This is a genomic window from Mesorhizobium sp. P2_E9 (assembly GCF_056403815.1).
In genome coordinates this window covers 280,444-299,012 of the sequence record NZ_JBFUET010000006.1, presented here as the reverse complement: position 1 = coordinate 299,012, position 18,569 = coordinate 280,444, and the positions used below count along the sequence as shown (strand labels likewise).

Annotated in this window: 18 protein-coding genes; 4 read left to right on the top strand and 14 right to left on the bottom strand. The window is 62.4% G+C overall.

Translation table 11 applies throughout. The features are described from left to right. Nucleotides 1-16: 16 nt before the first annotated feature. From AC1D05_RS13360 to AC1D05_RS13345, 4 genes are all read right to left on the bottom strand, one after another. The gene (locus AC1D05_RS13360) at nt 17-2,551 is read right to left on the bottom strand and encodes a ligase-associated DNA damage response DEXH box helicase (protein ID WP_477441160.1); all 2,535 of its coding nucleotides are present in this window, start codon (nt 2,549-2,551) and stop codon (nt 17-19) included. A 110-nt stretch (nt 2,552-2,661) separates the two neighbouring features. Continuing rightward, nucleotides 2,662-3,522 carry a C40 family peptidase gene (locus AC1D05_RS13355; protein ID WP_477441159.1) on the bottom strand — a complete coding sequence of 287 codons (861 nt, stop codon included), beginning with the start codon at nt 3,520-3,522 and terminating at the stop codon, nt 2,662-2,664. 29 nt (nt 3,523-3,551) lie between these two features. Beyond that, a complete protein-coding gene (locus AC1D05_RS13350; RefSeq protein ID WP_010913361.1) occupies nt 3,552-3,902 on the bottom strand; it encodes a MarR family winged helix-turn-helix transcriptional regulator in 351 nt (116 codons plus the stop codon). A gap of 75 nt (nt 3,903-3,977) precedes the next feature. Then, nucleotides 3,978-5,342, bottom strand: a complete 1,365-nt coding sequence (locus AC1D05_RS13345; protein ID WP_477441158.1) for a leucyl aminopeptidase family protein — start codon at nt 5,340-5,342, stop codon at nt 3,978-3,980. Nucleotides 5,343-5,472: 130 nt separating this feature from the next. Between AC1D05_RS13345 and AC1D05_RS13340 the strand changes: the two genes are divergently transcribed. Then, on the top strand, nt 5,473-6,294 hold the full coding sequence (locus AC1D05_RS13340; RefSeq protein ID WP_477441157.1) for a tetratricopeptide repeat protein: 822 nt from the start codon (nt 5,473-5,475) through the stop codon (nt 6,292-6,294). Nucleotides 6,295-6,373: 79 nt separating this feature from the next. Here AC1D05_RS13340 and AC1D05_RS13335 read toward each other — a convergent pair whose 3' ends face one another. From AC1D05_RS13335 to AC1D05_RS13295, 9 genes are all read right to left on the bottom strand, one after another. After that, nucleotides 6,374-7,399, bottom strand: a complete 1,026-nt coding sequence (locus AC1D05_RS13335) for a type II secretion system F family protein (RefSeq protein ID WP_477441156.1) — start codon at nt 7,397-7,399, stop codon at nt 6,374-6,376. Nucleotides 7,400-7,408: 9 nt separating this feature from the next. Further along, complete coding sequence (locus AC1D05_RS13330) at nt 7,409-8,422, bottom strand: type II secretion system F family protein (protein ID WP_477441155.1); 1,014 nt, start codon at nt 8,420-8,422, stop codon at nt 7,409-7,411. Nucleotides 8,423-8,451: 29 nt separating this feature from the next. Beyond that, complete coding sequence (locus AC1D05_RS13325) at nt 8,452-9,960, bottom strand: CpaF family protein (RefSeq protein ID WP_477441154.1); 1,509 nt, start codon at nt 9,958-9,960, stop codon at nt 8,452-8,454. A gap of 23 nt (nt 9,961-9,983) precedes the next feature. Next, the gene (locus tag AC1D05_RS13320; protein WP_477441153.1) at nt 9,984-11,273 is read right to left on the bottom strand and encodes a CpaE/TadZ family protein; all 1,290 of its coding nucleotides are present in this window, start codon (nt 11,271-11,273) and stop codon (nt 9,984-9,986) included. A 35-nt stretch (nt 11,274-11,308) separates the two neighbouring features. After that, nucleotides 11,309-12,019 carry a CpaD family pilus assembly protein gene (locus AC1D05_RS13315; RefSeq protein ID WP_477441152.1) on the bottom strand — a complete coding sequence of 237 codons (711 nt, stop codon included), beginning with the start codon at nt 12,017-12,019 and terminating at the stop codon, nt 11,309-11,311. Between the two features lie 14 nt (nt 12,020-12,033). Then, nucleotides 12,034-13,551 carry a type II and III secretion system protein family protein gene (locus AC1D05_RS13310; protein WP_477441151.1) on the bottom strand — a complete coding sequence of 506 codons (1,518 nt, stop codon included), beginning with the start codon at nt 13,549-13,551 and terminating at the stop codon, nt 12,034-12,036. After that, the gene (cpaB, locus tag AC1D05_RS13305) at nt 13,548-14,363 is read right to left on the bottom strand and encodes a Flp pilus assembly protein CpaB (RefSeq protein ID WP_477441150.1); all 816 of its coding nucleotides are present in this window, start codon (nt 14,361-14,363) and stop codon (nt 13,548-13,550) included. The genes AC1D05_RS13310 and cpaB overlap by 4 nt, the downstream gene beginning before the upstream one ends. A gap of 217 nt (nt 14,364-14,580) precedes the next feature. Next, a complete protein-coding gene (locus tag AC1D05_RS13300; RefSeq protein WP_475453607.1) occupies nt 14,581-15,099 on the bottom strand; it encodes an A24 family peptidase in 519 nt (172 codons plus the stop codon). A 183-nt stretch (nt 15,100-15,282) separates the two neighbouring features. After that, a complete protein-coding gene (locus AC1D05_RS13295; RefSeq protein ID WP_208697455.1) occupies nt 15,283-15,459 on the bottom strand; it encodes a Flp family type IVb pilin in 177 nt (58 codons plus the stop codon). Between the two features lie 357 nt (nt 15,460-15,816). On the opposite strand from AC1D05_RS13295, the gene AC1D05_RS13290 reads away from it, so the two are divergent. The 3 genes from AC1D05_RS13290 to AC1D05_RS13280 all read left to right on the top strand — a co-directional run bounded on the left by AC1D05_RS13290 (nt 15,817) and on the right by AC1D05_RS13280 (nt 17,627). Beyond that, nucleotides 15,817-16,239 (top strand): pilus assembly protein N-terminal domain-containing protein, encoded by a 423-nt coding sequence (locus AC1D05_RS13290; protein WP_477441149.1) that lies wholly within the window; start codon nt 15,817-15,819, stop codon nt 16,237-16,239. Nucleotides 16,240-16,378: 139 nt separating this feature from the next. Next, on the top strand, nt 16,379-16,969 hold the full coding sequence (locus tag AC1D05_RS13285) for a TadE/TadG family type IV pilus assembly protein (RefSeq protein WP_477441195.1): 591 nt from the start codon (nt 16,379-16,381) through the stop codon (nt 16,967-16,969). A 34-nt stretch (nt 16,970-17,003) separates the two neighbouring features. After that, on the top strand, nt 17,004-17,627 hold the full coding sequence (locus AC1D05_RS13280; protein ID WP_477441148.1) for a TadE/TadG family type IV pilus assembly protein: 624 nt from the start codon (nt 17,004-17,006) through the stop codon (nt 17,625-17,627). A gap of 6 nt (nt 17,628-17,633) precedes the next feature. On the opposite strand, the gene AC1D05_RS13275 is transcribed toward AC1D05_RS13280, so the two are convergent. Further along, nucleotides 17,634-18,557 carry a phosphate/phosphite/phosphonate ABC transporter substrate-binding protein gene (locus AC1D05_RS13275; protein WP_477441147.1) on the bottom strand — a complete coding sequence of 308 codons (924 nt, stop codon included), beginning with the start codon at nt 18,555-18,557 and terminating at the stop codon, nt 17,634-17,636. Nucleotides 18,558-18,569 lie beyond the last annotated feature (12 nt).

The window sequence follows — 18,569 nt, the reverse complement described above, 5'->3', positions numbered from 1 at the left end:
CCTCTACCTTTGTTCGTCAGCTTCTGCCCATGGCCTCTTCGACCAGGTCGGCGGCTTCCATGAGCAAGGATTCATTGGCGCCGCCATTCACCGATTCCTTGCCGATCTCCAGCATGATCGGCACAGCCAGCGGCGAAATCTGCTCAAGATGCTTATGCATGATTCGACCGCGAACACGCGAGAGCATCTCGGCAAGTCTGCTGACATCCAGCAAACCCGCCGACGCATCGGTGCGCGTCGCCTGCAGCAATATATGGTCCGGCTCGTGGCTGCGCAGCACGTCATAGATCAGGTCGGCCGAGACCGTGACCTGGCGGCCGCTCTTCTCCTGGCCCGGAAAGCGTTTTTCGATCAGCCCAGCAATGACGGCGCAGGTGCGAAAAGTGCGTTTCAGCATCCAGCTGTCGTTCAGCCAGGCTTCGAGATCGTCGCCCAGCATGTCCTCGTCGAACAGGGCCGCCAGCGACGGCTTCTTGGCCTTGAACAAAGCGGCCATGTCGTCCAGCGCCCAGACGGCCAGCGAATAATCGGTGGCGACGAAGCCGAGCGGCCGGGCGTTGGCGCGCTCCAGCCGCCGTGTCAGCAGCATGCCGAGCGTCTGGTGCGCCAGCCTGCCTTCAAAGGGATAGGCAACCATGTAGTGGCGGTTGCCGCGCGGAAAGGTCTCGACCAGAAGGTCGCCGCGCTTGGGCAGCACCGACTTTTCCTTCTGCAGCCGCAGCCAGTCGGCGACTTGTTCGGGCAACGCCTGCCAGCGGTCGCTGTCGGCCAGCATGCCGCGCACCTGGTCGGCCAGATAGGTCGAGAGCGGAAACTTGCCGCCGGCATAGGACGGCACGATGATGTTGGCGCCGGCACCGTTGGAGACGACGCATTCGTTCTCGCGGATGCCTTCGAAGCGCAGCACCTTGCCGGCGAAGAGAAAGTTGTCACCTGGGCGCAGCGTCTCGGCGAAATACTCCTCGATCTTGCCCAGCACCGGACCGCCGCGCCCGGCCATGCCGCGGCCCTGCCTGACATAACGGACATTGAGCTCCGGCATCTCGACGATGGTGCCGACGTTCAGGCGGTACTGCTGCGCGATGCGCGGATGCGAGACGCGCCACAGACCCTCCTTGGTCTTGCGGATACGCGCGTAACGCTCGTAGTTCTTCAGCGCGTAGCCACCGGTGGCGACAAAATCGACGACCCGGTCGAAAGTCTCGCGTGCCAGCGCGGCATAGGGGGCGGCACTGCGCACTTCCTCGAACAGATAGTCAGCCTCGAAAGGCGCACCGCAGGCGACGCCCAGCACATGCTGCGACAGCACATCGAGCGAGCCGGTGATCAATGGCGGCGTGTCCTGCGCGCCGAGATAGTTGGCGTCGAGTGCTGCCCGGCATTCCAGCACTTCGAAACGGTTGGCCGGGATAAGGATCGCCTTGGACGGCTCGTCCATGCGGTGGTTGGCGCGGCCGATGCGCTGCGCCAGCCGGCTGGCGCCCTTCGGCGCGCCGACATGCACGACGAGGTCGACATCGCCCCAGTCGATGCCGAGATCGAGCGTCGATGTCGCGACAATGGCGCGCAGCGCATTCTCACCCATCGCCTTTTCGACCCGTCGGCGCTGCCCGACATCGAGCGAGCCATGATGCAGCGCGATCGGCAGCGAATCCTCATTGGCCCGCCACAATTCCTGGAACAGCAGTTCGGCCTGGCTGCGGGTGTTGACGAACAGCAGCGTCATCCGATGCCGTTTGATCGCTTCATAGATCTCAGGAATGGCGTAGCGAGCGGAATGGCCCGACCACGGGACGCGTTCGCGCGAATCGAGGATCGAAATGTCCGGTTTCGCCCCACCCGCAACGGTGATCAGCCCGGCCATCGCGGGCCCCTTGGACCCTGGGGGCGGATTCTGGCTGACCAGCCAGCGCCGCAATTCGTCCGGCTCGGCCACTGTCGCCGACAGGCCGATGGTTTGCAGGTCGGGCACATAATTGCGCAGCCGCGCCAGCCCGAGCGACAGTAGATGGCCGCGTTTCGACGTCACCAGCGAATGCAATTCGTCGAGCACGACATAGCGCAGGTCCTCGAAGAACCGCCTGGCATCGGGGGCGGCGATCAGCAGCGCCAGTTGCTCGGGTGTGGTGAGCAGGATGTCGGGCGGCACCAGCTTCTGCCGCTGGCGCTTGTGGGCGGGGGTGTCGCCGGTGCGCGTCTCGATGGTGACGGGCAGACCGATCTCTTCGACCGGCTTGCCGAGATTGCGCTCGATGTCGACGGCCAATGCCTTGAGCGGCGAGATATAGAGCGTATGGATGCCGCGATGCGCCTGCCCCGGCCTTCGCCTCGGCCTGACCGCCAGTTCGGTCAGCGAAGGCAGGAAGCCGGCCAGAGTCTTGCCTGCCCCGGTCGGCGCGATCAGCAGCACCGATTGGCCGCTTTGAGCCTTCGCCAACAATTCGATCTGATGGGCGCGCGGCGACCAGCCTTTCTCGCCGAACCATCTGACGAATGGCTCGGGCAGGGCAATGGCGGCATTCTGCTCGGCAAGGCGCGGCTCAACTGTCACGCGCCAGAGGTAGCGCGGCCACGGGCAATCGCCAAGGAAAATCGGAACAAAAGGGGATCGAAGAGAGCGCCCTCTCCCCGTCACTATACGGGGAGAAGGAAGAAACTGCGCTACGGCCGCCGAAACCCCGTCGGCCCGCCGTAGAGATAGCCGATGCGAGCCACCGCTTCCTTTAGCCCTTCGCGCGAGACCAGCATGGTGTGGCCATTGGCGTGGATCATGGTCTCGGCGTCGGTCATGACGGCGACATGGCCTTTCCAGAAGACGAGGTCGCCGCGCCGCAATCCGGTATAGTCCGGGTCAGGCTCAAGGGGCTGGCCGATGCTTGCCGCCTGCATGTCGGAATCGCGCAGCACGTCCCTGCCGGCCATGCGCATCGCCAGTTGCACCAGACCCGAGCAATCGATGCCGAAGCCGGACGCGCCGCCCCAGAGATAGGGTGTGCCAAGAAATGTCTCGGCAACCGCGACATAGTCCGTGGCAACTTCGGCGATTGGCCTGAGGTGACCAGCGATGAGAGCCTCGCCGGAAGGCAGGACGGCATAGTGCGTGCCGCGCGTCTCGGCGGCACCCGTCACCGTCACCGTCGATCCCATCGACAGCTGTCCCGCGACTGGAAAGCGCAGATCCGGACCGGGATAGAGGAAGGTGCGCGGCACCGAAACAATATGGGTGGGCGCATGGTCCCGTCCGCCCAGCATGGTGTCGGCGACATAGCCGACATAGCCGTCGCGTTCGGCCTGGATCCAGGCCCAGCCTTCGGCGACCTCGAAGACGAGGACATCATCGCCGAACAGGAGCTGCGTGTTGACGCCGGCATCCGGCCGCGGCGCCTTGCGGACATCGGCAACCGGCGCGGTGATCCGCGCCGAACGGCCGCTGACAAAACGGTCGGCGGTAACCTCACCTTTCAATCTTGCGTCGGCAAGATCGGAACGAAAGGCGTGAAGGCGGGCATCCCTGGCGGTCAAATCACTAACTCGGTCTAATAGCTAATTGGTCAGATGGGCAGTTCGTGCGCCCTGGCGATGATACCATCGCCGAAGCGCTCGACAAAGAGCGCGCCCTCGACCGTGCGCTTGATCAGCACGTTGCGCTTGTCGAGTTCGTCGCGATGGCGCGACACCAGCTTCAGCGCGCCCATCGTGTCGAGCGCACGGGTGATGACCGGCTTGGTGACGTTGAGGCGGGCGGCGAGCCCGCGCACGGTGTGCGGCGGCGGATCGAGATAGATGGTGAACAGGATGGCCGTCTGGCGCATGGTCAGGTCGGGCGCGTCGTCGCGTACCTGCGACAGCATCACCTGCTGCCACAGTCGCAAGGCCTGGCTCGGGCGCATCGCAATCGACATCGCGCCAGCATGACGGGAAATTGTTTCGGTTCCGTTTCAGTTTCACCGATTTGCCGGCTCTGCTTGCGGCCCAAATCAGCCATAGCGCGTCGAAATGATCCGCTCCAGCGCCCGAATGCCTTGCGCCTCGCCACCGGAAGGACCGTATGGCCGGTCTGCGGGATTCCAGGCGAAAATGTCGAAATGCGCCCAGCTCGCCGTCTTCTCGACAAAGCGCCTGAGGAACAGCGCCGCCGTGATCGATCCGGCGAATCCGTCCGTGGTGACATTGTTGATGTCGGCGATCTTCGACGACAGTTTCGCATCGTAAGGCCGCCACAGCGGCATGCGCCACAGCGGATCCTCGACCGCCAGCGATGCCGCCGCCAGATCCGAGGCCAGTGCGTCGTCACCGGTGTAGAACGGCGGCAGATCAGGGCCAAGCGCGACACGGGCGGCTCCAGTCAGCGTCGCCATGTCCACCAGCAGCTGCGGCCCCTCGTCGTCGGCCAGTGCCAGCGCGTCGCCGAGCACGAGCCTGCCTTCAGCGTCGGTGTTGCCGATCTCGACAGAGATGCCCTTGCGGCTCGTCAGCACGTCACCCGGCCTGAAGGCATTGCCAGCAATCGAATTCTCGACCGCGGGGATCAGCACGCGCAGCCGAACGTTCAGCCCGGCGGCCATGATCATCGAGGCCAGGCCAAGCACGTTGGCCGCACCGCCCATATCCTTCTTCATCAGCAGCATGCTGGACGACGGCTTGATGTCGAGACCACCGGTGTCGAAGCAGACACCCTTGCCGACCAGCGTCACCTTCGGCGCGCCCGGTTGCCCCCAAATCATGTCGATCAGCCGCGGCGCGCCTGATGAGGCACGGCCGACGGCATGGATCATCGGGAAATTCTGCGTGAGCAGATCGTCGCCCTTGATGACGGAGATTTCGGCCTTGTGAGTCGCCGCCAAAGTCCGCACCGCCTTCTCCAGATCGTCCGGCCCCATGTCGCTGGTCGGCGTGTTGACCAGGTCGCGTGTCAGGAAGACGCCATCGGCGATGCGGCGAACGCGGGCCGCGTCGACACCGGCCGGCAGGTCGAAGCGCAGCACCTTGCCCGACTTCTTGCCGTAACGGGTAAAGACATAGCCGCCGAGCGCCAATGCGATTGCCGCGAGTTCCGGCTCGACAGGCGTCGAGGCGAAATGCCAGTCACCTTCCGGCAGGGTTTTCGACAATGCGCCGAGAGCAAGCGCGCACTCGCCGTCGCCAATACCGAACAGCGCGCCGGCAAGCGCACCGTTTTCGCCGGGCACGGCCAGCGTCCTGCCTGCCTCGCCGGAAAACCCGTTGGCCCTGGCCCAGCTGACAACAGATGGTGCAAGGCCCGCGGCCTCCAGACCGTCCCGGGCCACCAGATGCACCGGCAACGCGCCTTGCAATTTCTTCTCGACGAGTTCGACAGGCATTCGATGTTCTCCTGCCGACCCCAAGCCGAGTCGGCGTTTCTTAACCATCCGTTAGGGTTAACAGAATATTTCTGCGAGAGGGAAGATGGCTACGCAATGGCCGCGCGCATGAATGGAGGCTTAGGGTGTGATGCCGACCAACCGGACACTGAATTCCAGGGGAAAACGGCTCGTCACCACGGCCCTCATGCTGGCGCTGGCGGCGGGCGTCGCCGGTTGCGGAACCAGCAGAATGACCACCGGCTCGATCGGCCGCACCGGCGGCAAGCCGCTGGAGACCATGTCGGCGGGAGAAGTGCACAATGCCACGGCCGCGCTTGGCCAGTCCTACTCCAAGAACCCCAACGACAAGCGTATAGCGACCAACTTCGCGGCCGCTCTGCAGATGGACGGCGATGCCGACCAGTCGCTTGCCGTCATGCGCAAGCTGGCCATCGCCTACCCCAAGGACCGCGACGTGCTGGCCGCCTATGGCAAGGCGCTGGCCGCCAATGGCCAGTTCGAGGCGGCGCTCGACGCCGTGCGCCGCGCACAGACGCCCGAATATCCCGACTGGAAGCTGGTGTCGGCAGAAGCGGCCATCCTCGATCAAACCGGCCAGAAGGACCAAGCCCGGCAGCTCTACCGCAAGGCCCTCGAACTCAAGCCGAACGAGCCCTCGGTGCTCTCCAATCTCGGCATGTCCTATGTGCTGGAGGGGGATCTGCGCACCGCCGAGACCTACATGCGTTCGGCCGCCCAGCAGCCCGGCGCCGACAGCCGCGTGCGCCAGAACCTGGCATTGGTCGTCGGCCTGCAGGGGCGCTTCGACGAAGCCGAGAAGATCGCCTCGCAGGAACTGTCGCCCGAACAGGCACAGGCCAATGTCGCCTATCTCAGGCAGATGCTGGCCCAGCAGAATGCCTGGAGCCAGCTCAAGGATCAGGACAAGTCGAAGCCGGCAACCAACTGACACAGCGATTTCGCCAACAGAAGAAAGCCGCGCTGGATGCAGCGCGGCTTTCGCATTTGTGCAGGGATTGCCCTGTCTCCTACTGGCTGGACGGTGCAGCCGCCCCGGAATGATCGCCGAAGATGCCGCGCTGGCTGACCTGGATGCCGGCAGGGCCCAGGATGATGGCGAAAAGCACCGGCAGGAAGAACAGGATCATCGGCACGGTGAGCTTGGGCGGCAAGGCGGCGGCCTTCTTCTCGGCGGCGTTCATGCGCATGTCGCGGCTTTCGGCGGCGAGCACGCGCAGCGCGTGCGCCACGGGCGTGCCGTAGCGCTCGGCCTGGACGAGCGCCTGCGACACCGATTTAACCGATTCCAGACCGGTACGGCTTGCAAGATTCTCATAGGCCTGCTTGCGCTCCTGCAGATAGGAGAGCTCGGCGTTGGTCAGGATGAATTCTTCCGCCAGAGCCACCGACTGCGCGCCGATCTCGTCGGCGACCTTGCGCAGTGCCGCCTCCACCGACATGCCCGACTCCACGCAGATCAGCATCAGGTCGAGCGCATCCGGCCAGGCCATCTGGATCGACTGCTTGCGCTTGGTGGCGCGGTTGTTGACATAGATGACCGGTGCGTAGAAGCCGCCATAGGCAACGAGGACGCAGACGAACAGCCGGATGACCAATGGTTTGTCCGGCAACCCGCCGAGCACGAATATGTAGACCAGAGCCAGTGCGAAGCCGACAAAAGGCAGCACCAGACGGAAGAAGAGAAAACGCGTCAGCGGGTTCTGTCCCCGGAAGCCGGCGACCTTCAGCTTCTGCAAGGTGCTCTCGTCGGCCAGGGCGCGCCGCAGGTCGAGCCGGTCGACGATGTTGCGCATGCCGACCGACTGTTGCTCGCGCAGACCCTTGCGGCGGCGATCGGCCTCGGTCGCAAGCCGCGCGCGCTGCTTGGCGCGAAGCTCATCGCGCTCCAGCGCGACCGATTTCATGCGCGCCTTGAGCTGGTTGCCGCCAAACGCCGGCAGCAGCGTGAAGACGGTCGCGAACACGGCAATGCCAACCAGCAGTGCGATCAGCAGCGTCGGATCAGTCAGCGATTTGATGACTTGTTCGGTCATGCCGTGGTCCTAGACTTCGAAGTTCATCATCTTGCGCATCACGAGAATGCCGATCGACATCCAAACGCCAGCGCAACCGAGAATGAGGTTGCCGACACTCGTGTTGAACAGCGGCAACATGTAATTCGGGCTTGAGAGATAGACGAGAAAAGCGACGATGAAGGGCAACGCACCGATGATGGCGGCGGACGCCTTCGCCTCCATGGACAGTGCCTGGACCTTGGCTTTCATCTTCTTGCGATCGCGAAGCACACGTGAAAGGTTGCCCAGCGCCTCGGACAGATTGCCGCCGGCCTGCGACTGGATCTGAATGACGATGCCGAAGAAACTCGCCTCGGTGCAGGGCATGGTTTCGGGCATGCGCAAGGTCGCATCGGGAATCGACAGGCCCATCTGCTGCGAATCGACGATGCGGCGAAACTCGGTCTTCACCGGCTCGGGGGATTCGTTGGCGATCAGGCGTATGGCATCGTTCAGCGGCAGGCCGGACTTGACCGCGCGCACGATGATGTCGAGGGCGTTTGGAAATTCGTTGAGGAATGCCTTGACCCGGCGCGTGCGGCGAAACGAGACGAACCAGCGCGGCAGGCCGAGCGCGCCGGCCAAAAGCACGCCTGGTACAACAATCAGCGGCGCCCCGGCCACGAAGGCGACCACCGCCAACGCTATGCCGCATATGGCGGAATAGATGTAGAAACGTTCGATCGAAACCTTCATGCCGGCCTGGCGAAGCTGGGCTTTCAGTGGCGGTTTCTTGACGGCGTTGTCCTTGGTTTTCTGCTTCTCGTCGAGGTCCTTCAGCGAATCCTGCACCGATTTACGGCGCTTGGCCGCGTCCGCCGCACGGTCGCGCGTGGCCTTGACGATGGAACGGTCCGTCTCCGCGGCCTTGATCGTTTCAAGCCGCTTGCCTGCCTGTTTCTCATTGCTGATCTGGGTGAACAGGAATGCATAGGCGACCGCGCCGGCGCTGAAGCCGGCGAGCACGACAAACGCCAATACGGTGCCGTCAATTCCAAACATCGACCAGAACCTTCACGCCAGCGCATACCTCAGTCAGCACGTTTCTCCATCGCCTCGAGCGCGGTGGCGAGGCGCTGTTCCTCGCCGTAGTAGCGAGCCCGGTCCCAGAAATGCGGGCGGCCGATACCGGTCGAAACGTGTTCGCCCAGCAGCCTGCCATTGGCGTCCTCTCCCTTGATGTTGTAGAGGACGAGATCCTGGGTGATGACGACGTCGCCTTCCATCCCGATAACCTCGGTGATGTGGGTGATGCGGCGCGATCCGTCGCGCAGACGCGCCGCCTGGATGATCACGTCGATGGAGCCGACGACGATTTCGCGCACCGTTTTCTGTGGCAGCGAATAACCGCCCATGGCGATCATGGATTCGATGCGGTTCAGGCATTCGCGCGGACTGTTCGAGTGGATCGTTCCCATCGAGCCGTCATGGCCGGTGTTCATCGCCTGCAGAAGATCGAACACTTCGGGTCCGCGCACTTCGCCGACGATGATGCGCTCGGGCCGCATGCGCAGGCAGTTCTTGACCAGGTCGCGCATCGTCACTTCGCCTTCGCCTTCGAGGTTGGGCGGGCGGGTTTCCAGGCGCACGACATGCGGCTGCTGCAGTTGCAGTTCGGCCGAGTCCTCGCAGGTGATGACACGCTCCTCGCGGTCGATGTAGTTGGTCAGGCAGTTGAGCAGTGTCGTCTTGCCCGAGCCGGTGCCGCCCGAGATGACGATGTTGCAGCGAACGCGGCTGATGATCTTGAGGACCTCGGCTCCCTGCGGGGAAATGGCGCCGAACTTGACCAGCTGATCGAGCGTCAGCTTGTCCTTCTTGAATTTTCGGATGGTAAGCGCGGCTCCATCGATGGAGAGCGGAGGGGCGATGACGTTGACCCGGGAGCCGTCGGGAAGGCGTGCGTCGCAGATCGGGCTGGATTCATCGACACGGCGGCCGACCTGGCTGACGATGCGCTGGCAGATGTTGAGAAGCTGCTGGTTGTCGCGAAAGCGAATGCCGGTCTGCTCGACCTTGCCGTTGACTTCGATGTAGACGTTCTTCGACCCGTTGACCATGATGTCGGCGATGTCGTCGCGGGCGAGCAATGGCTCGAGCGGCCCATAGCCAAGCACATCGTTGCAGATGTCATCGAGCAGTTCCTCCTGCTCGGCAATCGACATCGCGAAGTTCTTGATCGCGATGATGTCGTTGACGATGTCGCGGATTTCCTCGCGCGCGTTTTCGGGTTCGAGCTTGGCGAGCTGCGACAGGTCGATCGTGTCGATGAGCGCGGAGAAAACCTGGCTCTTGGTGTCGTAGTAGGTTTCGCTCTTTTCGCGACCCCGCCTCGCCTCCGGCGCGATGGGCGGCGCCTCGACCGCGCGGCGCGCGGGCGGCGCGACAGGTGCGCTTGGCTGCGGCGGTGCCACGGGCCGGGCGGCCACAACCGCCGTGTCCGCCGAACCCGCGGGCGGCGGGGCGACCGGCGCCGGTGCTGGCTGGCGGAATTCCGGCGTGAACCGGTTGCCGTCGTCGTTGCCTCTTTTACCGAACATGATCGACTACCGACCCCACTGCGTCACTTCTTGTTTCGCGAGAGCTTGCCGAGCAGACTGCCCAGGCCAGCCTTCTTTTTCGTCCGGATCTCGCTGCGGCCGGTCAGCACATGAGCAATCTCATTGATCATGGCCACGATCGGATTCTTGGCATCCATCTCGCCGAGCATGCGACCGTTGTTGGCGGCATTGCCGAACAGCAACGGATCGAAGCCGATGACCGACATCGGCGTCAGGCCGAGCGGCTCGGCGAAATCGCTCGGTGAAATTTCCGGCCGTTTGGGGACGCCGGCCTGGTTGATGATCAGCTTCGGTGGTGGATCGTTGGGGCGAAGCCGCTTCAGCATGTCGACCAGGTTCTTGGTGTTGCGCAGATTGGCCAGTTCCGGCGTCGCCGTGATCACGATCTCGTCGGCCTTGACCAGCGTGTTCTTGGCCCAGCCCGTCCAGATATGGGGCACGTCCAGCACCAGAAGTGGCACGCTGCGCTGCGCGGTATCGACAAGTTGCGCAAAGGCATCGGGATCGAAGTCGTAGACGCGTTCCAGCGTCGAGGGCGCCGCGAGCAACGACAGGTGCTCGGCGCATTGGGTCAGCAGCCGGTCGAGATAGACTTCGTCGATGCGTTCAGGCGAGAATACCGCTTCAGCGATGCCTTGTGCCGGATCCTGGTCGAAATTGATGTTGGCCGTGCCGAAGGCGAGGTCGAGGTCGGCAACAACGACCTCGGACTTGAACAGGGTGGACATTGCCCAGGCTACATTGTGGGCGATGGTGGAAGAGCCGACGCCGCCCTTGGCGCCTACGAAGGCGACCGAACGGCCGAGCGGTTCGGCCTCCGGATCGACGAAAATCGACGACACGACACTGACGATGTCGGCCATCGACACTGGTGCGATGACATATTCGGAGATGCCGGAGCGGATGAGCTCGCGATAGAGACCGACATCATTGTAGTGGCCTATCACCACCACTTTCGAGGATGGATCACAGTATTCCGAGAGCTGGGCGAGTTGCTCCAGCAATTGCTTGGGTTCGCTGCGTGACTCCAGCAGGATCAGGTTCGGCGTCGGCGCCGACTGATAGAACTCGATGGCCGTGGGAACGCCTCCCATATGGACCTTGAGATGCGCCTTGGTCATGCGGCGGTCCTCGCCGGCGCGCTCGACCGGATTGGCAACGCCTTCGGTCTCGCAGAATGCCTGGATCGAGATGCGCGGAACCGGGCGCAACGCCTGCATCGCTGCGATGTCCTGCGGCGATGTATCACCGCCGTCCACGGTGGCGTCATAGGCAAGGTTGCTCATGGTCATGCTCTTTCCGTGGCTTCTTTCCTCGAGGGCTCGGCTCAGTACGTCACTTCCGAATTGCCGAGGAATTCATCCGAAATACCTCTGCTGCGGTAGACATCGATCACTGCACCACGATTTTCCGCGTCGATTGTGGTCTGCTTGCGCGGCCCGAGCAGGTCGGCCGGGTTTGCCATCTGGGCCGCGAGATTGTTCTGATAGGAGCAGCCGAAGTCGGCATAGTGCTTGTTTTCCGACGTATCGACCAGATCGTCGGGCCAGCGTCCGCATTTGTCGGTCTGGGCTCTCACCGCGATAAAGGAGACGCGAACCGGGGCCGATATCTCGCTCGATCCAGCCTGATAGGAGACCACGACGATGCGGTTGCGCTTGACGCCGCTGGCGACCGCGAGCCTGGCGAAATCACGGCCGGCCGCCGACGCCGCCATCTCATTGGCCGATCCTCTGGGAATCTGGATCGTCAGTGTCGGCGCGGCACTCTTGTCGTAGCCGTCGAGGAAACCCAGCAGTGTGTCGCGTTGCGAGCCGGTCATGCCGCGGTCGCCGGCACCGACGGCTAGGTCGATCTTCTGGTTCTTCTCGGCAATGACGATCGGGTGGTTGGTGCGATAGTCGTCCGGAATGGCGCCGACGGTGATGCTGTCGCGCTGGGCGCAACCGGCTAGCAAAGCCGTCATCGCCACCGCCAGGATCGGCAGCGCTCGCATCGTCGAGGCGATGGTCCTGGTCTTCAACGCTGACTGAGACATGTCCGCTTCCTCATTCACTTGTAGATGAAGCCGACAACGCCGTGGTACCGGCCGTTGGGCTTGTCGGTCTGCATGGTGCCGTAGACGCGATTGACCTTGCCAAGGAACATGCCGGCGCCGTCGCTCGGAGGGTTGAAATTGTCGTCCGGCTTGGCGAGATCGTTGCGTGCCACCGGCTTCACCAGATAGGGGGTTATGATAATCACCAACTCGGTCTCGTTGCGCACGAAGTCCTTGCTGCGGAAAAGCGCGCCGAGCACTGGGATTTTTGTCAGCCCGGGCAAGCCGGTGACGGCTTGTCTGACATCGTCGCGCACCAGGCCTGCGATCATCATGGAGCCGCCCGAGGGCAGTTCAACCGTGGTATCCGCGAGACGCTTGCGCAGTGACAGGGCGTTCATGCCGATACTCTTATTGTCCGTGGAGGCCGACACGGACGCCTCGGTCGTCGGTTCGGAAACCGAGGTTCTGACTTTCAGGCTTATGCGACCGGGCGACAGAACCACCGGCTGGAATTCGAGGCCGATGCCGTACTCGACCTTTTCGACAGTGTAGGTTTTCAGGCCGGTCTGGTTGTCCTGCGATACGTTGGCGCTGACATTGGTCACCATGTTGTATTCGCCACCGACCTTGAAGGTGGCCTTCTCACCGGATACCGCCGTCAACGTCGGCTCCGCCAACGTTTTCATGACCCCGGACTCCTCCATGGCATTGATATAGGCCTGCAGCGCCGAGCTGCCGATGCTTAAGCCCGCGTTCGACAGCGGCTTGCCAAGACCAGTGAAAGGGTCACTGAGTGCGCCGTAGCTGATGCCGTTGCTGCCGCCGCTGCCTATCATGTTGACGCCGAGCTGCTTCATGACCGAGCGGCTGACTTCGGCGACGGTAACCTTCAGGGTAACCTGGTCGTCACCGATGATCTGCAACAGATTAACGATCTTGCTGGTACGGCGTTCCTGGTCGGGATTGTTGATGTCGACGCCACTCTGGGCCGAGCCGCCAGCCGCGGTCTGCGAATACTGACCCGTCGTCGCTTCACCGCCCGAGACAAAGATCGTCGCCAGGTCGACCGCTCGCTTCGCGTCCAGCGGCGTATCGACGGTTCCTGTCAAAACGACGTTGTCGTTCAGCAGTTCCACCTTGATGGCCGAGGTCGGAATGAAGCGCTTGATGTAGTCTTCCAGGCCCGCGACGTCGCGTTCGACGGCCAGATCCAGGCTGGCGATCTGTTCGCCGTTCGGACCGAAGACGAAAATGTTGGTCTCGCCGACCGCCTTGCCGAACAGGTAGATACGCCTTGCAGTGCGGGTCACCGCATCGGCTACGGTCGGATTGGCGACAAGAATGTCGTAGGCATCGCTCGGCAGGTCTATGACCACCGATTTGTTGAGGCCGAGCTTGACCCGCTGGCTGGCGGTCGTGGCCGTCACATGCGTGCTCTTCGCCTCGACAACGCCCTGCACATTCGTTCCGACGAGCAGCAGGCCGAATGCCGCGGCTGCGATTGCCGGCAGTTTATCGCTTAGCCTCATTTCCTTGCCCCTACTTCGGAAACTTCACCCGACTTGATCAATCTCACCGTTCCCTTGCGGCCATTGCCGGAAACGAGATAGTCGGCCTCGTCCACATTCTTTTCCTGCGTGTCCGTGATCGCCCGCAGCGCCAGCGTCAGGCGATCCGCCATCTGCTGGGCGACGGTGATGATCTCCGCCTGTTTGGGCGTCAGCTCCAGCGTGGCGGTCTGGCCAACCCTGGTCTTCTTGCCCTCTTCGTCCTCCTGGATGGTCTGGTCGATTGCCAGGACGCGGATGTTCTTGAGGATGGTTTCGGTGTTGAAACCGGTGCCGCCGCCGCTGGCATCCGCCCTGCGGGTCATGATGACGTCGACGAAATCGTTTGGAAGGATGAAACCGCCGGCCGAAGTGTCGGCCGATATGGTTGTGGCGACCGCCCGCATTCCGGAAGGCAGGATGGACGACATGAAGCTTTGCCCCTCGCCGATCAGCTTGGAGCGCCGCACGGGCTCGCCCGCGTACATCGGCACACGGGCAATCGACCCCTTCAATTTCTCCAGGGCGTCGGGAGCATTGGCCTTGGTGATGAAATTCGCGTTGACGCCGTCGGCCGGCCAGGATTGCCACGAGATGTTGTTCTGAAGCGCGTTGCCCATCGAGACATCCCCCGAGAGCACAAGAACGTCCTGCAGGGCCACGGCGGGAGCCTGCGGGCCGGAATCGACGACGATCTGCGGCGGCGGGGCGGCGACCATATTTTTTGCGACATAGCCAGCGCCACCCGCCGCGGCCACCGCCACGCTCAGAATAATCAGTCGGGATGCTGGCATCTGTCCGAACCCTCGCCCTTGGCAAACCACGTAGCCAAGCCGGACTTTGCAGCGGCAATCGTCAAAACAAGGTTAATGTAATGCTTACGATCGTGATTAATTTAAGGTTTACATAAATTAGCTCGATCGCCCCGCCACGAACGCAAAGAGCCTAGCCACGGCTCTTTTTCAAAGGGGTCGGGCAACGCGGTCCGGGGTAACGGAAATCAGATGGCGTTCAGCTCGCAAGCCTTGCCAGCGCCCACACCATCAAGGGCGAATCCGGATAGGTCAGCAGCCCGCCAAGGCCGAGCGCGATCCCATAGGGAACCCCGGTGGTGTCATCCGCGAAATGACGCAGGAATGCATTGCGGCCGGTAATAACCGCCAGCGGCGACTTCCGGTAAAGCAGGATGGCGAGCGTCAGCAGGCCACCGATCATTGTCGAGACCACCAGGTATTCGACGAGATGGATGTTCAACCCCATCCACACGGCCGTTGCGGCCAGCAGCTTGGCGTCGCCTCCACCCATGCCACCCATCGCGAACAGGCCGAACGTCACGGCAAGGACCAGGGCGCCGGCGGCGAAATGCCAACCATAGGCTGCCCATTCCATACCCGTCAGCGGTGCAACCAGCGCGAAGACGACGACAAGCAGCACCGACACGCGGTTGGCAATCGTCATCGACAGCATGTCGGAGATCGCGGCAAACAGCATGCAGAACGGAAAGACGACGAAGATCAGGGCTTCAAGCATCGGTGTCGCGCCTAAGGTTCAATTCCAATGAGCCAAGCCTAGTTTTTTTCGATTAACGATTGATGAGGCGGTTCCCTAAAAATCGGGACCAGAACTGGCTCTGCAGCAGGTAAAACGAAGCAAGGGCCGCCAGTTGGCGGCCCTTGCTGCAAGAAACGAGCTGATTGTCAGCAGTACCGCAGATCAGCTACCGCTGGAGTTCAGCGTGGTACCGATCGCGGTGAACTTGGCGTTGATTGCATTGCCAAGGGCGCCGGCGCCGGTGATGATGGCGAGCGCGATGAGAGCGGCGATCAGACCATATTCAATAGCGGTCGCGCCGGATTCGTCCTTCACGAAACGTGCAAAAAGGTTAGACATTTGAGAGCTCCTACTCCACGTGTTACAGCACTTCCGTCAACTTCTGTGATGGTTGATCGGATGCTTGCCAATCTAGGGAGAAGCTCTTTCGATCGGCTTAATAAACAGCCTTACCGATTCCTTTCCCGGCGCGATCAGAGTGCGTGGTTAACTCCATGCTAAGCGCCGGCTAAAGTACCGTTCCCCAAGGCCAACGCCGCAAACGGCAAGGGCTTGAGGAAGCTTGTAACCCGGCGTGGATCTGGCCATGCGAGCAACCATGCCGGTCGCCAGATCCGGCACCAGCAAGCCGACTTAACCGTTGGTTCACCAATCTCGTTCATGTTCCGTTGAACAGTTTGCTTGTGGAGCGCCTCGATGGCCGTGCAGAGATCCTCAATCCTGATTGCCGTGCTTCTTGCCGCCACGAGCTTGATCACGCCCGCCAAAGCCGCTGCCGATATAGAAGTCACCATGAATCAGGCCAAGATCGTGAAACTGTCGCGCCCCGCCGACACGATCGTCGTCGGCAACCCGGCAATCGCCGACGCCTCGGTCCAGGACGCCTCGACGATCGTGCTCACCGGCAAGGGTTTCGGTGTCACCAATCTCGTCGTTCTCGACCAGGAGGGCAGCCCGATCGTCGACGCACAGGTTACCGTCGTGCGGCAGGCAGCCTCGTCGGTTCGCATTTACCGGCGTGCCGAGGTCCAGACCATGTCTTGCACGCCCTATTGCGAAAGCTCCTACAAGAGCGAGGCTGAAAAATCCTCCGAAGCCGAGATGAACGTCGGCAAATAGGCTGCGCGGTCGCAGCATGCGCCCGGGTTACCGGCCGGTTAAGACACTCGCGCCGACTTTAACAATCATTCAAACCGGACCTCAATTGGTTTGCGCTAATACACCTGTCGGAACCGTCCAGGGGTGGCAGGAACAAGGTATGGGCAACGAATTCGGCTCGACAGGTCAGCACAAGGTGGAGCGCGCCGGGTTTTTGAAGCGCTTCGTTCGCAACCGCCGTGGAAGCACGGCCATCGAATTCGCAATTCTTGCATTGCCGTTCGCGCTGCTTGTCTTTGGCATCCTTGAAAGCTGCATCTCTTTTGCCGGCCAGGAAGTGATGGCCAACATCACCGACGATGTTGCGCGCCAGTTGCGCACGGGCCAGTTAAAACCGGCCGATGTCGCCGGGACCAAATTGACGACCCTGATCTGCGACAGGTTGCAGATCATCGTCTCCACGGATTGCCCGCAACAGCTGCTCGTGGACCTTCGCGAGTATCCGACTTTCGCGGACGCGGCCACCGCGGGCTTCAAGATCCAGAACGGCGATGTCGTGCTGATGCAAGGCACGAACTCACAGACTTTCGCCAACACGCCTGGCCTGGCGGAATCCAAGAACATGCTGCGGGTCTTCTACAAATGGCCTGTCGTGACCGATCTGATGGCCAGGTCGATGGCCAATCTGAATGGTGGCAGGACGCTGCATTTTGCGTCGGTGACCTGGCAGAACGAGCCGTTCGACAATTGAGTACGGAAGCACCAACAAGAAAAAAGGCAATGGCATGATGCGTGCGGGGGCACATCCGGGAATTGCCGGACTCTGGAGCAAGGCAGTCGGATTCTGCTCCAATCGCCGTGGGGTGGCGGCGGTCGAATTCGCTCTTATCGTGCCGATCCTGCTGGTCATGTACTTCATGACCATGGAGGCTTCGCAGGCCATCGAGACCAGCAAGAAGGTCAGCCGCATCGGCAGCATGGTCGCCGACCTCGTCACGCAGCAGTCGACCATCGTCAAGGCGGACCTCGACGCCATCATGAAAATCGGCACCTCGACCATCCAGCCCTACAACCGTTCGACACCGAACATCACCATCACGGCAATACAGGTCACCACCGATGCGACGCCCAGGGTCCTGGTGGTGTGGTCACGCAAGGTTGCCAGTGGCGTTTATAGCGTCGGGGCCGCCGCAGGCACAGCCACCACGGTTCCGACAACGCTCAGGGTGGCCGGCACCTTCCTGATCCGCGTCGACAGCAATCTGAGCTATGCGCCTATTATCGGCTGGACGACGGACACCCAGACAAAGCTTGGATTGACCCAGTCCCTCACCACGACGATCCCGATGGGCGAGACCTACTATCTGCGCCCGCGCAGAAGCCTGACGATCCCCTGCGGCGATTGCTGAAGACTTCTACTGCTGCCCACCATCGGTCGACACCAGGCGCACGATGGCTTGCGCCGTCGCATAATCCTTTGGGGCCACGGTCAGGAAGCCGCCGGCGTGTTTCGATTCCAGGAGATCGTATACATCCGGCGTCGTCGATTTGAGGTTGGTCAGGAACACGGTCAGCCGACGCTTGGCTTCCGGGTCGAGATCGCTGCGTACGGCATGGGGACCGTATCTCAGCAGACCCGACATCCACACGACCTGGAGAGCCGACGACGAAAGGCCGGCTGCTTCGAGCCTTGCCTGCGTGCCACCAGATAGCAGCGGCTGGCCGTCGGCTGCCGCCCTCACCCAGCCGAACGAGGCGTCGGCCTGGCCGTCGACAAGCATGGTTTCGGCCGCGGACGTCGAATCGGCATGGATCAGAAACGGGGCATCCTCGGCGATCTTGACGTGTTCGGCGGCCAGCTCCGCCAGCGGCAAAAGCGAGCCCCCGACGCCGTCCGGCGGCGGCATGGCGATCCTGTGCTTCACCATCGCCGCCAGGTCAGACAGCTTGCCGTCCCTGGTCAGCAGCACGGAGCGGATGCCCGCCGCACCGTCGGAATCGACCGGCGCCACAAGCGGCTCGATGCATCCACAACGCTGCAGCGCCGTAGCGTAGGCCGTCGCCGAATAGATGGCGTACTCGATCCGGGCGTTGGCTTGCGCCTCGATCAGTGCCGCATAATCGCGCGCAACGACGAACTCCACCTTCATGCCAAGCGCGTTGGTAAAGGATTGCGTCAACAGCGCCAGCCCCGGAACAGTGTTGCCGGCGCCAGACTCGGCGACGATGCCGATGCGAAATGTGCCGATATCATCACGCCAGTCGGCCCACGCCGGACCACACCAAAGGGCGCCATGCACGACCATGAGAGCGGTGCACGCCTTCAGCGCAGCGTTCATGACAAGACGGCC